The sequence below is a fragment of the Profundicola chukchiensis genome (genome assembly GCF_029664245.1).
In the GTDB taxonomy this organism is placed as follows: Bacteria; Bacteroidota; Bacteroidia; order Flavobacteriales; family Weeksellaceae; genus Profundicola; species Profundicola chukchiensis.
The window spans coordinates 254,129-268,753 of the sequence record NZ_JANAIE010000001.1; the positions used below are offsets into that span (position 1 = coordinate 254,129).

The window sequence follows — 14,625 nt, forward strand, 5'->3', positions numbered from 1 at the left end:
TTCGTGGAATTTAAGTCGAATTAATTTTATGTTCAAGTTTAAGTTAAGCTTATTCTTAAAATTTATCTAAATTTAATCCTAATAAATTAAATATCTCCTATTCTAACATAAACCAAAATCTTGGCAATAAAATTGTTTATAATGTAACAAACCAAGCTCATGCGTAAATTTTTTATTATATTCGGTATGCTCCTAATATGCATACCAACTATGGCACAAAAATATCCTTTCAAAGCAAAATGGGATAATATTCAAAACGAAATTAATTCAGGAAAAACTAAGTCTCTTGCTCCTTTATTAGATGAAATTTATCTCGAAGCTAAAAAAGCTAATCAATCGGCTGACTTGATTAAAGCCCTACTTTTTAAATCTAGAATCGCCATTGAAACCTCAGACGATGAAAATGTAGTTTTAGAAACAGAGCAGCAAATACAAAATGAAATTGATAATTCAGATTCAGTTCAAAAAGCTGTTTTACAATCTGTATTAGCTGAATTATATTTCAATTATTATAATGAGAACTACTATCGCATTCACAATAGAACCAATGTAAATGAAAATTCGTCGAAAGATTTTAGAGCTTGGTCTACTGAGCAATATTTAAATAAAATAGATGAGCAGTTACAAGCATCCCTAAGCAATCAAAATAAACTCTTTGCAACGAATTTAAATTCAATCGATCTCTTACTTTATGGAAGTGATGCCTATAGATTCCTGCAACCCACCATATATGATATTTTAGCCAAAAGAGCTTTACAACTTTATACTAATCAAAGATTTAATGCGCAAGAATTTAATCAAACTATTAAAGAAGAAAAAATTGATGAAATTTATAGTCAGCTGATTAAGCTTCATCAATCTGATAAAGACAAAAGCGCTTTAATTCAAAGTCATTTAGACAAAATCGATTATTCAAAATCTAAAAACGCTGATTTTAATTTAATTGAAGCCTTAACTGAGCTTGACCAACAGTACCAATCAGAGCCATGGTCTACTCGTATTTTGTCTGGTTTAGCACAGGAATACAGAAATCAAGGAGATCTTGTGAAAGCCATGGAAATCGCTAAAGAAGCTCAAATGAGAGCTCCTGATAGCTTTGGAGCATCTGAAGCGAAAATCATTCAACAGGAAATAGAAATGACTCAATTAAGCTTCTCTACTGATGATTCTTTCTATGCAGATCAGCACAATCCGCTAAGCATTTCGCACACCAATGTAGATAAAATCTTTTATCGTGTTTATAAGTTAACTCCTGATCAGCTTGCTAAAAATCCGAATGGATTTGAATACAATTATAAAACTAAAAAATTAAAAATAGTAGGTGAATTAAAACTTCAAAATTCAGTTGATTTAAAGAAGTTTAAAGATTACAAAAGCCATACTACTCACATTCCATTTCCAGCGATAGAAGCAGGTAATTTTGTGATTCTGATTTCTAATAACGACAATTTTGAAGGAAAAATTAATCATCACTTATTCCAGGCGCCCGTTATTTCAACTAAGTTTGATATAGCATCTAGGAATCGCGCAAATGAAAGTGAAAGTTTCAAAGAAGTGCAACTTCTTGATAAAAACACAGGTTTACCTTTAAAAAATAAAAAAGTAGATTTTCTTCAATCTATCAAAAATGGACCTTTTACGACGCTCAAAACATTCACTACGGATGATTTAGGTCGTTTAGAATTAAAATCTATCAAACGTGACTATAACTCACAATACGCACTACAGTTCAAAGACGATCAGGCAATACATCCTTTGGATACCTATTCTTATCACTCCTATTCTAACAAACAGGAAGATACATGGAAAAATGAGATTAAAATCTTTACCGATCGTGCTATTTACAGACCAGGACAAACTGTGTACTTTAAAGCTATTCTCTATCAAACTAAAGGAAAAGAAAGACGAATTGCTAAAAATGAACCTTTTGAGGTTGTATTAAACGATCCGAATTATGAAGATTTAGCTAAATTAAACCTAACATCTAATGAATTTGGCTCCGCTCATGGCGAATTTGTTTTGCCTTCCTCGGGATTAACAGGACGCTTCACTTTTGAAAATAAATGGTCGCCTTTTAGCGCCTATTCCATCAGTGTAGAAGAATACAAACGACCTAAATTTCAGGTTAAATTAGATACGCTAGCTGGGGTATATAAATTAAATCAAAAAGTTGAAGTTAGTGGAAATGCAAGCACATTTTCTGGGGCTAATGTTTCGGACGCAAAAGTTGTTTATCGTGTATTCAGAAAGAGCTACAATCCATACGGCTGGTGGTGGCGTTGGTATGACACAGAGGAAGTCGATATGACTTCTGGTGAAACCAAGACTGATAAAGACGGAGCTTTTAAGTTCGATTTTAACGCTTTACCAAAAGAAAATGAAAAGGCCGGTAAAAGAGCCTATGTGTATAGAATCGTGGCTGACATAACAGATATTTCTGGGGAAACGCATTCTGTAGAAGGAAGTGTGAGAATTGGAGATCTACCTTTAACTCTTAGAATCGAAACTCCTGAAAGAGTTTCTGTAGATGGGTTTAATAAGATTAAATTGATTTCGCAGAATTTAAATGGAGTTGATACAGACGCAACTGGAAGTTTTAGCATCACTAAAATAAAGCCACAAGATCGTGTATTACGTCATTCTCAAGATCAAGTGGATTATGAATTGATTGATAAAAATGAGTTCATAAAAAAACTTCCATATATCGCTTATGACAATGAGCATTTAATAGAGAACAGAGAACGATTAAACACTGTTTTAACCTCAGATTGGGATACTTCTAACTCACAAGAAGTAACTTGGGAAAACAAAATTCCAGCAGGTTTCTATGAATTAAAAGCAACTTCTATCATAGAAAATGATAGCATTGAAACGATAAAAATTATTGAGGTTTATGATTCTAAATTAAGTTCAAATCAGAATATTTATTTTGATGCTTCACTTAAAAAGAATTCACTTAAACCTGGGGATACAGCAGAAATAGAATTCATTTCCGACGCTAAGGATGCACATGTTTTGGTTGAATTAGAAGTCGATGGAAAAATTATTAAAAAAGAAATTTTAAAATTAAATAACGCTAAAACTTTTAAATTCCCGATCAAGGAAGAATATCGAGGCGGAGTCTATGTTCATGCTTATTTTTCTAAATTCAATGAATCTATTTACAAAAGAATAGACATTCAAGTTCCTTATACCAATAAAGAGCTGGATATAAGTGTAGAAACCTTAAGAGATAAATTAAAACCAGGTGAAGAAGAAACTTGGACCTTGAATATTAAAGATAAAGTTGGAGATAAATTCTTAGCTGAGGTTTTGGTAGGAATGTATGACAAATCCTTAGATGAATTTGTTGCCAATCCTTATGAATTTACTGTATATAATGCTAATTATAGCAGCATATCAAGTTGGGAGAAACACAGCGGAATTTACTTTAGAGATCTCTATCATTTTAATCGATTACCAAGATTATCTTTAAGCTATGAAGATATTAGTTTATTCGGCTTAAACTTAAATGAATATAATTTAAGAAATCAAGTAGTAGCAGTGTATTCACTTCGATCTCCCGAAATAGAATCAATGGCGGTTAGAAAAGAATTATCGGGAGAGGTAGCAGAAGTAGCAGCTGCTAGTGATGCAGCCGCTCCTGCACCTGCAGAAGAAGTTGCTGATGAAGCATTGAGTATTTTAAAAGATGGAGAGGATAAAAACTTAGGTCAAATTGAAGCGCGTAAAAATCTTCAAGAAACTGCCTTTTTCTTTCCGAATTTAAAAACGGATGCAGATGGAAACCTAAAAATTGAGTTTACAACACCAGAGAGTTTAACACAATGGAACTTTCAAGCGGTGGCACATACCCAAGATTTAAAAATAGGAACTTTCCAGGCAGATATTGTTACTCAAAAGGAGTTGATGGTTGTTCCGAATGCGCCTAGATTCTTAAGAGAAGGCGATGAAGTAATTTTCAATACCAAAATCATCAACCTTTCTGATAAAGATTTAAGTGGCGATGCACAGTTAATGCTTTTTGACGCATTTAGTATGCAGCCGATAGAAGCTAAGTTTAATTTAAATCAAGCTCAACAAAGTTTTGATGTAGAAGCTGGAGGGAACTCGAGTGTTTCTTGGACCTTACAAATCCCGAATGTAGATGAAGTTCAGTCGGTGGTTTATAGAGTCGTGGCTGGCACTGGTGAGTTCTCTGATGGTGAAGAAAATGCTTTGCCTATTCTTACGAATAGAATGATGGTTACGGAGACTATGCCGATTCATGTGAGAGAAAACCAATCAAAAACGTTCACTTTTGATAAGTTGGTGAACACGACTTCAGCTACTCGAGATAACTTCAAGCTTACGATGGAAATGACCACCAATCCAATTTGGTATGCGGTGATGGCCTTACCCTATTTACGTGAATATCCTTATGATTGTTCAGAACAGGTATTTGCTCGTTTATATGGAAATTTAATCTCTCAATCCATTGTAAATTCAAATCCAAAAATTAAAGCTGTTTTTGATGACTGGAATCGTAAAGGACAATTAATTTCACCTTTGGAAGAGAATCAAGAACTTAAAAATATACTTTTAGAAGAGACGCCTTGGGTGAGAGATGCGCAAAGTGAAACTGAGCAAATGAAGAGAATTGCAGTTTTATTTGATTTAAATAAAATGCGCAATGAGTTGAATGATACCTATAGAAAATTGGAGCAAAAACAATCAGAAAACGGAGGTTTTGCTTGGTTTGAAGGCGGAAAAGAAAATATTTATATCACAACACATATTGTAGCTGGATTCGGACATTTAGCCAAAATGGGCATAGGTGAAAACTCAGATATCTCGATAGATTTAGAAAGCATTCCAGATTTAGCCATTGAGTTTATAGATAATGAAATGGAGAAAAAATGGGATAAATTCCAAGCCGATAAAAAGCGCTATTTCTTGAGTGATTATGATGGTTTGTATTGGTTATATGCTAGAAGTTTTTTCTTGGAATCACACCCATTAAATAATAAATTGAGTAAGGCTAAAGACTATTTCTTAACCGAATTAGATAAAGAAAAATATGATCGCGCATTGAACACGCAAGCCCTATTAGCACTAACTCTTCATAGATTTGGTCACGAGCAAAAAGCCAAAGATTTAGTTTTTTCTATTAAAGATCGCTCGGTTGAGTCAGGTGAGATGGGCATGTATTGGAAAGAAAATGTGAGTGGTTACCGATGGTTTGAAGCTCCTGTTGAAACACAAGCCTTGTTAATAGAGGCATTTGATGAGATTACGCCAAAAGATATTGAAAGCGTAGAAAGCATGAAAGTATGGTTATTGAAAAATAAACAGACTAACCAATGGAATTCTACCAAAGCAACTACCGAAGCCGTTTATGCCTTAATGAACACAGGAAAAGACTGGACAAATGCAGAGGATGGAATTGAGGTAAAAGTTGGAAATAACATTTGGTATGATGCCAACACAAAACCTTCTACCGACGTACAAAGTGGTAGTGGTTATATAAAAGAAAGTTGGAGTAAAGGAGAAATCACACCAGAAATGGGGAAAGTTGAAGTAGAGAAAACTTCTCCGGGAGTTGCTTGGGGAGCTATGTATTGGCAATATTTTGAGGATTTAGATAAAATCACAAATGCTGAAACAAATGTTAAGTTTAAAAAGCAATTGTTTATTCAAAAGAATACACCACAAGGTCCTAAACTGTTTGAGATAACTGAGAATGCTCCGATTGAAATCGGTGATTTAGTGAAAGTTAGACTTGAAATTCAAACTGATAGAGCGATGGAGTTTGTACACATCAAAGACATGCGCGCGAGTGGATTTGAACCAGTGAATGTATTGAGCTCATTTAAGTGGCAAGATGGTTTAGGCTATTATGAAAGCACGAGAGATGCGGCTACGAATTTCTTTATCGATTATTTGCCCAAAGGTGTTTATGTCTTTGAATATGATTTAAGAGCCAACAATGCGGGAAGCTTTTCGAATGGAATTACCCAACTTCAAAATATGTATGCACCAGAATTTACAGCGCATAGTGATGGTATGAATATTCAAATAAATCAATAGAATTAGATTTTAAAAAAAGTAGTCACCTATAAGTCATAAAGTAAGAATTTGCTTTAATATAGAATATTCAATAACTTCGAAAGTTTAATAGTAAAAAAATTAAATATGAAAAAAACTTTACTTAGCCTTTCGTTAATCGGAGGCATGCTTTTCGGTTATTCTCAAACAACTATTTGGATGGATGACTTCAATGATGAAGACATTTCTGATTGGACTTTAGTTGATGCTGACATGGATGGATATAATTGGGGAGATATGTTTCAAGTTACTGATCAATTTGGGGATCCTATAACTCCAACATCATTAATTTCTAGATCATGGCAACAAGCTCCATTGACTCCTGATAACTGGGCTATTTCTCCAGCGATTGATTTATCATCGGTTGATGGTAATGCCATTTCTTTAGAATACATTACTCAAGTACCTGCTTTTGAGTGGGATCAAGAGCACTACTCTGTTTATGTTGCAACTTCTAATTCTATTGCAGATTTATTAGCTTCTGAAACTCAAATGTCAGAAACTTTAGGTGATGCATCACATTCAGGAGCACCTGTAGCTAAATCTTTTGACATTTCTGCTTTTGCTGGTGAACCAGAAGTTTATATTGCTTTCAGACACCATGACGTAACCGACATGGACTTTATCTCAATTGATGATGTTAAAGTTGTTGCTGAAACTTTATCAACTGATGATTTGACTTTATCTAAAAGCAGCTTATCTTTATACCCTAACCCAGCTAGTGATTTAGTAAAAGTTAATTTAGGTGATAACTTCAACACAAGCAAAGTTCAAATTACTTTAACTAACTTAAGCGGTAAGCAAGTTTCTAAAGTAGCTTACAACGCTAACGGAATCGATGTTTCTAATTTACCTGCAGGATTATATATAGTTACTGCAACAGATGGTAAAAACACTGTAACTAAGAAATTAATTAAAAAATAATCTTAGTTAAACAATAAATTAAAAGCCGTTGCAATTGCAACGGCTTTTTTATTTTAATAACTGAACTTTCTATAACTCCTTACTGAAAGTATTCATGATAAACTTGGTAAGATTTTTTAATCTCATTCACTTGCTTATCAGCAGCTTCTTGATTATCCATATCTCCCAATTCTTTTACCATTTCCAAATGAGGATGCAACCATTTATGTAATTCATCGTGGCTAGTTCCTTCCATGGTACAACTTTTAATCAATTGATTATTTTGGACGGTTAAGTCTTCCGCCAACTTTTTATAGTCTCCTCTGTATTCTGCTACTAGCTTTTCACCTTCAGCTACAAAAGGTTTCATTTCTTCATTTACTACCCAACGCTCACCGTCGTTAAGACTTACTTGCTCTGCTTCATAATGATCATCCATCATTTCATACTCATCCGCAGCCATCTCGTGCATTTCCTCTGTAGCATCATGCATATCGTGGTCTTGGTCTGCACTTTCTTGCTTGCAACTCATAAAAGCGAAAGCAACACTTAAACTGAGTGCCATTAATTTAATTTTTTTCATCATAATATATTTTAGATTTACTACTAATTTACTGAATTAATTCATAAGCGCCTTTATCTAAGAACTGAGCCGTAGTGTCAATTTTGGTTTTAATCTCGGTGAAACCATTCTTAGTGTCACCTACTTCCACTTCTAATTGCTCAAAAGTATAGGCCTCGGCATCTTTGTCATTTAACTTAAGAACAAAATAAGTATTCTCCATTTCAGCCACAGCTGTTTCGGGTAGCGAAATAACACTTTTCTCCTCGGTTACAATATCTGCTTCTATAAACATACCTGGTAAAAATGTTGCATCTCGATTATCATCAATCTTTCCATAAACCCTAACCGTTCTATTTTCATCAATCGCCTGACCAATCAAATGCACTTTTGCTTCAAAATAAGTCGCGTCCATCTCAGGGATCTTAAATAAAATTCTTTGATCTTTTTTGATTTGTAATACGTCTTTCTCATACACCGTAAGCTCAAGTTGCAAATTGTCTGAATTTACGATTTCCATGATTTCTGTAGACGGCGCCACATAGCTTCCCTTGGTGATATGTACTTTGGTGATATAACCAGAAGTTGGTGCGTAAATATTTACCGTAGAACTGAAATTACCTCTCGATGCTTGTGTTGGAGAAACATTAAATAAACTCAATTGCTTTTTAAGTCCAGCATGTCTAGCTTTTGTCGTATTGTACTCGCTCTGAGCCTTTAAATAATTCTTTTTGGCTGCAATTTTCTCTTCATACATCAATTTCTGACGTTCTAATTCTGAACCCAAATAATTCAAATCTTGGGTTAATTCTAGATACTCCTGCTGCATTGCGACAAGTTCTGGATTATCGATAGAAGCCACCACTTGACCTTTTCTCACAAAGTCACCTTCCATTAAATTAGAAGTTTTTATATATCCACCTGTGGAAGCAAATACAACAGATTTATCACTAGGCGGAACATCTATCACCCCAGTGGTAGAAATACTTGCTGGAAAATCTCTTTTTTCTGGATGTACCAAATGCATTTCACTTAGTTTAAACTGCTCCGACGTAACTTCTACCTGCCCATCTGGTAGCTCCGATTTTTGTTCTTCTACAACTTGAGCTGATTCATTTGAACACGCCTGAAAGAATACCAGCATGATGAAACCTAAAAGGCCAATAAATTGTCTTGTATATTTTATATTAAAAGTTGTCATAGGTTAAATTATTAAGTTGAATAATAGTTTGATTATATAGATTCAATTGATTTAAGTAATCAATCTTAATTTGGTAAGCATTTTCCATACTTTGGATATATTGAAAGAAGTCTATTTCGCCGTGCAAAAAGCTTTTATCAGCTGTTTTCACGATTTCGTCGGCTAAGACTAAACCTTCCTCTTCGTAGTATGCAAGCGCTTTGTTATGCTTATTTAATGTTTTTAATAAATTTTGATATTCTATATTTAACTTGAAATTCAAGTTTTCTTTTTCAGTTTCAATTCTAGTCTTCCCAATTTCTAATGCATTAAATTGGGCTTGATATTGCTGATTAAAAAATGGAATCTTAACCCCCACTTGAAAACCAGGTTGATATGTATCAAGATTAAAACTATTGAATAATTCCAATGTCAAATCAGGTGTTTTCTTCTTCTTTTCGTAATTCAACTGAGCTTCTAACAGTTCTGATTGTTGATTTAAAATTTGCAATTCAGGTGTATTTTCAAATGAAAGCTCGTTTCTAATCAATTGTTTTAAAGGTAAAATCTCTATTCGCAAACTATCTTTTGCCTGAACCCATTTCTGAATCTCTTGATAAGCAATCTGCCCATCTATCAGGGCTTGCTCATATAGCAAATGAACTTGTCGTTGCTTAGTACTCGCCGTAATTTTCTCTAAATAATTACTTTCACCCAACTCATATCTGCGTTTGGCCATATAAGAGAACTTGTTATAAAGACTATCCAGTTCAGCATAAATCTTCTCCTTTTGTTTCTCAGTTTGAAACTGATAATAAGCTAAAGTCACCGCTTTTTTCAATTGCTTTTCTTGCAATGAAAGTTGTGAACTTACTAGGTTAAATTCAGCTTCTTTTAATTTTTTATTGGCCTTATAAACACCTCCTAAGGAAATATCTTGCTCTGCTCCAATCACGTTCAATGGCTTGTTGTTATTACCTAAGTTGTTTTGATCTCTACCCAAATAAATATGGGTTTTATCAATGTTTTTATAAGTTCCAATCAAAGCTTCTGCCTCATCCATTTTTAAATATTGAGACTTAATTCCCAAATTGTTTTGTAGCGCCATAGATTGCAGCTCTTCTAGATTCATCGGCTTTTCTTGTGCCATCATTCCAACCGAGATGAACAGTAGCAGCATACTAACGACAGGCTTAATATTTAATTTAGAGACTCTATTTTTCATAAATATGGAATATAAAATCGGAAGCACGATTAATGTTAAAAAGGTTGAAGTTATCAATCCTCCAATCACAACCGTTGCCAACGGACGCTGTACCTCTGCACCAGCTCCATTAGAAATCGCCATTGGCAAGAAACCTAACATCGCAGCAGAAGCAGTTAATAAAACAGCACGCATTCTATCTTGTGCACCTTGTTTAATTAATTCTTCTAAATTCTTGAATTTCTCAATTTTAAGCTCTTTGAAATGTTCGATTAACACAATACCATTTAATACTGCAATACCAAACAAAGCAATAAAACCAACCCCCGCAGAAATACTAAAAGGTAGATCTCTCATCCATAAAAGCAAGACACCACCCACAGCAGCCAATGGAATGGCAGAGTAAATCATTAAAGCTTCTTTCACCGATCTAAAGGCAAAATATAGCAGAACAAAAATCAATAATAACGAAATTGGTACGGCAAGCATTAGTCTTTTACTTGCACTTTGTAGGTTTTCAAACTGTCCACCATAATCCACACTATACCCAATCGGTAAATCAATATTATTATCTACTAATTCCTGAATTTCTTCTGCAACCGATTGCAAATCTCTATCTCTAACATTTACACCTACAACCATTCGGCGCTTGGTGTCATCACGTGAAATTCTAGCAGCACCTTTAGTATAAGTGATTTCAGCTAACTCAGACATGGGAAGTTTTCCGCCATTAGGCAAATCAATCATTAAGTTTTTGATATCATCAATATCCTTGCGCTGCTCTGCCCCGAGCCTAACTACCAAATCAAAACTTCTCTCACCCTCGAAAACATTACCAACAATTTTCCCTCCAAACGCCATAGAAAGTACATCATTTACATCAGCGATATTCAATCCATAGCGGGCAATTTTATGTCGATTATAACTCACATTCATCTGAGGCAATCCCTCGATTTTATCTACTACCACATCGCTTGCACCTTCAACATTTTCAACTAAAGCTTTAATTTCTTCACCTTTTTTGGCCAAGATGCTTAAATCATCTCCAAAAACCTTGATGGCAATATCTGCACGAACTCCTGTAATTAACTCATTAAAACGCATTTCAATAGGTTGGGTAAACTCTACTTCCATACCCGGAATCACCGATAATTCCTCCTCAAATTTATTTGCCATTTCATCTCGATTGCTGGCAGAAGTCCATTCACTTTTAGGCTTCATCGTAATGATAACATCACTCTCTTCCATACTCATAGGGTCGGTAGGAACTTCGGCAGCTCCAATACGCGTAACTACTTGGTTTACCTCTGGGAAGTTTTCAATTAATATTTTCTCGATTTTTGTTGTAGTCTCAATCGTCTTTTGAAGCGAGGTTCCTGTTTTTAAGACCGGTTGAATCACAAAGTCATTTTCATCTAATTGAGGTATAAACTCCCCACCCATTCGAGTGAAAATAAAGACCGTAATCATTAAAATAAAAAATGCAAAACCAAGAACTATATATTTAATTTGAAATAAAGAATTCATAGCTCTTAAATACCAAGCTTGTAAACGCTTTATCACTTTATCTGAAAAGTTAGGTTTATCCGATTTTTTAGGTTTTAAAAATAAAGCTGAAACTACCGGAACATAAGTTAAACACAGAATCATTGCTCCAATTAAAGCAAAACTAAAAACCAATGCCATCGGTCTAAACATCTTACCTTCTACGCCTTGCAACGTTAAGATGGGAATAAATACAATTAGAATAATAAGTTGACCAAAAATAGCGGAATTCATCATGGTAGATGCTCCAGAAAATGAGATTTCATCTTTTAAGTTTTGTCTTTCCTTAACTGGAACATTTTGAAGCTCCACCCTATTCTGCATCATTTTAAATGTGGTGAATTCAACAATAATCACAGCTCCATCTATAATAATCCCAAAATCAATCGCTCCCATACTCATCAGGTTGGCGTCAACACCAAATATGTGCATCATAGAAAGCGCGAATAACAAACTCAACGGAATTACTGAAGCTACCACCAATCCCGATCTTAGGTTTCCGAGCAAGATAACGACCACAAAAATCACGATTAAAAACCCAAAAACTAAGTTCTCGGTAACCGTATTCATGGTTTTTCCAATCAATTCACTTCTCTCTAAAAATGGATTGATATAAACTCCCTCAGGTAGCGTTTTTGAGATTTCAGCTACTCGTTCTTTTACAGCATCAATTACTTTTTTGGAGTCAGCATCCTTTAACATCATTACTTGCCCCAAAACCTTTTCGCCTTCTCCATTCGCCGTAATAGCACCGAATCTTGTTGCGCTACCATAACCAACCTCAGCGACATCGCGAATATAGATGGGACGTCCATTGCTGTTTTTAACCACAACATTTTTAATGTCTTCTAAGTTTTTAATCAAACCTTCTCCTCTAATAAAGTAGGCTTGATTAACTTTTTCGATATAACCACCACCAGCAACACTATTGTTATTTTCTAAAGCTGTAAACACCTCTCTAGCGGTAACATTCATGGCCGCAAGTTTTTGTGTATTGATAGCAACTTCATATTGTTTAAGATGCCCTCCCCAAGTGTTAACTTCAACTACACCGGGAATTCCCGATAATTGACGTTTAACAATCCAATCTTGGAAAGTTCTTAATTGTTCATCGGTATATCGATCTTTAAATTCAGGCTCAACATCTAGTATGTATTGATAAATCTCTCCCAATCCCGTTGATATGGGTCCCATTTCTGGAGTACCAAATCCCTCGGGAATCTTTTCTGCTGCGGTTTGAATTTTTTCAGCAATTAATTGTCGGGGAAGATAAGTCCCCATATCGTCATCGAAGACGATAGTAACTACAGACAATCCAAATTTACTATCAGACCTAATCTCTTGAACTCCAGGTAAATTCGCCATTTCGAGTTCAATAGGATAAGTAATAAATTGCTCCATATCCTGGGTTGATAAGTTTTTGGAGGTAGTAATTACTTGAACTTGATTATTGGTAATATCGGGTACTGCTCCAATAGAAATTTGTGTGGCCGAATAAAGCCCGAAGCCCACCAAAAGAGCAGTAAAAAGGAAAATTAATATTTTATTTTTAACGGAAAACGCTATAATTCGTGAAAGCATTGTTCTCTAATTTTATAAATTGAACAACTACATTGATTTAAAAATCAACAAGTTGATAAAAAATGATATGAAGAGAATTAGTTAGTTAAATTCTCTGATCGAAATAAAATTAGATAGAACGAGGTGGCTGTAAAATTGTATTTAAATCGGGTGATTTATAAATACTTACATAAAATGAAGTCAATTCTTTAAACTCAGAAAAGTTGGGTGTAGGAATCAAAGTTTCATCTTCGAAAGCAAAAAGTAATTGAAAATTGTTTGAATTATGATGATCACAATGAAAAGGTAACTTCTCGTGATCTTTGTGCTCATAAGGATTTTGCTTTTCATGTTCTGCTTTTAGCTCACCATAGTGCTTAGCAAAAAAAGCAAACATATCGTCCCCATATTCTTTTTGATGAAATTGCGCATGCTCAACCAAGTCCCCAAGTTTAACAATATCGCTAAGATGGAAATTCATACTTTGTACAAGTAGAATGGTTGATATTATGAATGCTATCAGTTTCATATAGGCCAAAGTTAATCAATTATCAACTCCTAAAATATGATTAAACGCATTTTAAATTATTCTAAATAAATGGCTTAGGATTTTAAAGGTGTTCTAGAGCGAACTCCAAGGCTCTTTCTTCATTATAGTAAACATTGCCAGGTTGCCAAAACGCCACATGACCTCCGTATTTTGGAGTTTCTAAATAAACGTATTTATGATTTTTAGCAATTTCATAAGGGTAGGATTTCTCGGAAAGAAAAGAATCATTTTTAGCATTTAAAATCAAGGTTGGTACTTTAATGTTTTCCAGAACATTAAGCGAGCTACATTGTTCATAATAATCGTCGGCATCTTTATAGCCATGTGCTTTAGACGTATATAACTCATCAAAATCTCTTAAATTCTTAATCGATTTTATCATTTCATCTGAAATCCTTTCCGGAAAAATCTCTTGTTTAGCTTTAATTTTCTTTCTTAAATGAACATGAAAATTCTTTCCATAGACAAAATTCCTCGGGCCGATAATTTTATCAGATGCTCCGGCCAAATCACACGGCGTAGAAACAGCGATTACCGCTTTTAAAGCTGATGGAATTCCTATATTATCTCCAGCTAATTTTAAAGCAACATTCCCACCCAAACTAACGCCTTTGATAATGACATTTTTATAAGCCTTGTCTTGCGTGATATGATTTAAAACTTCTAAAACATCATCGGTTTTACCCGAATGATAACAACCAAAAGAACGATTCATTTCTCCACTACAACTGCGGAAATTCATAGCACAAGCATCTATTCCATTTTGGTTAAAGAGTTTTGCTGTACCACGAATATAAGCACGATCTGCTGCTCCTTCTAATCCATGTAATAATAAAATACAGGTATCAGACTTTTGCTCACTTAGACTCCAGTCGAGATCAACAAAATCTCCATCTTCTAAGTCTAATCTTTCTCTTTTCTGCTCAACTCCTTCCACTTTTCTGACTTTTGCAGAATATATGGTTGCAATATCAGCTTGTCTAAAGATAAATGGCGGTCGATAATTCGATTCAATAATTGGCAATGCTATTACT

General features: G+C 34.5%; 7 protein-coding genes. 2 read left to right on the top strand and 5 right to left on the bottom strand.

The window, feature by feature from the left end:
* Positions 1–159: 159 nt before the first annotated feature.
* Positions 160–6,069 (top strand): alpha-2-macroglobulin family protein, encoded by a 5,910-nt coding sequence (locus NLM59_RS01070; RefSeq protein ID WP_304415888.1) that lies wholly within the window; start codon positions 160–162, stop codon positions 6,067–6,069.
* Positions 6,070–6,174: 105 nt separating this feature from the next.
* A complete protein-coding gene (locus NLM59_RS01075) occupies positions 6,175–7,011 on the top strand; it encodes a T9SS-dependent choice-of-anchor J family protein (RefSeq protein ID WP_304415889.1) in 837 nt (278 codons plus the stop codon).
* 79 nt (positions 7,012–7,090) lie between these two features.
* Here NLM59_RS01075 and NLM59_RS01080 read toward each other — a convergent pair whose 3' ends face one another.
* The 5 genes from NLM59_RS01080 to NLM59_RS01100 all read right to left on the bottom strand — a co-directional run bounded on the left by NLM59_RS01080 (position 7,091) and on the right by NLM59_RS01100 (position 14,615).
* Complete coding sequence (locus NLM59_RS01080; RefSeq protein WP_304415890.1) at positions 7,091–7,555, bottom strand: hypothetical protein; 465 nt, start codon at positions 7,553–7,555, stop codon at positions 7,091–7,093.
* A gap of 46 nt (positions 7,556–7,601) precedes the next feature.
* On the bottom strand, positions 7,602–8,753 hold the full coding sequence (locus tag NLM59_RS01085) for an efflux RND transporter periplasmic adaptor subunit (protein WP_304415891.1): 1,152 nt from the start codon (positions 8,751–8,753) through the stop codon (positions 7,602–7,604).
* The gene (locus NLM59_RS01090; RefSeq protein WP_304415892.1) at positions 8,740–13,062 is read right to left on the bottom strand and encodes a CusA/CzcA family heavy metal efflux RND transporter; all 4,323 of its coding nucleotides are present in this window, start codon (positions 13,060–13,062) and stop codon (positions 8,740–8,742) included. The genes NLM59_RS01085 and NLM59_RS01090 overlap by 14 nt, the downstream gene beginning before the upstream one ends.
* A 109-nt stretch (positions 13,063–13,171) precedes the next feature.
* Positions 13,172–13,570 (bottom strand): hypothetical protein, encoded by a 399-nt coding sequence (locus tag NLM59_RS01095; protein WP_304415893.1) that lies wholly within the window; start codon positions 13,568–13,570, stop codon positions 13,172–13,174.
* Between the two features lie 82 nt (positions 13,571–13,652).
* Positions 13,653–14,615 carry a YheT family hydrolase gene (locus NLM59_RS01100; protein ID WP_304415894.1) on the bottom strand — a complete coding sequence of 321 codons (963 nt, stop codon included), beginning with the start codon at positions 14,613–14,615 and terminating at the stop codon, positions 13,653–13,655.
* Positions 14,616–14,625: the final 10 nt, after the last annotated feature.

Bases quoted from the DNA above. Each gene is read 5' to 3' on its own strand.
- NLM59_RS01070 (WP_304415888.1), top strand. From the start codon at position 160: ATGCGTAAATTTTTTATTATATTCGGTATGCTCCTAATATGCATACCA.
- NLM59_RS01075 (WP_304415889.1), top strand. From the start codon at position 6,175: ATGAAAAAAACTTTACTTAGCCTTTCGTTAATCGGAGGCATGCTTTTC.
- NLM59_RS01080 (WP_304415890.1), bottom strand. From the start codon at position 7,555: ATGGCACTCAGTTTAAGTGTTGCTTTCGCTTTTATGAGTTGCAAGCAA.
- NLM59_RS01085 (WP_304415891.1), bottom strand. From the start codon at position 8,753: ATGACAACTTTTAATATAAAATATACAAGACAATTTATTGGCCTTTTA.
- NLM59_RS01090 (WP_304415892.1), bottom strand. From the start codon at position 13,062: ATGCTTTCACGAATTATAGCGTTTTCCGTTAAAAATAAAATATTAATT.
- NLM59_RS01095 (WP_304415893.1), bottom strand. From the start codon at position 13,570: ATGAAACTGATAGCATTCATAATATCAACCATTCTACTTGTACAAAGT.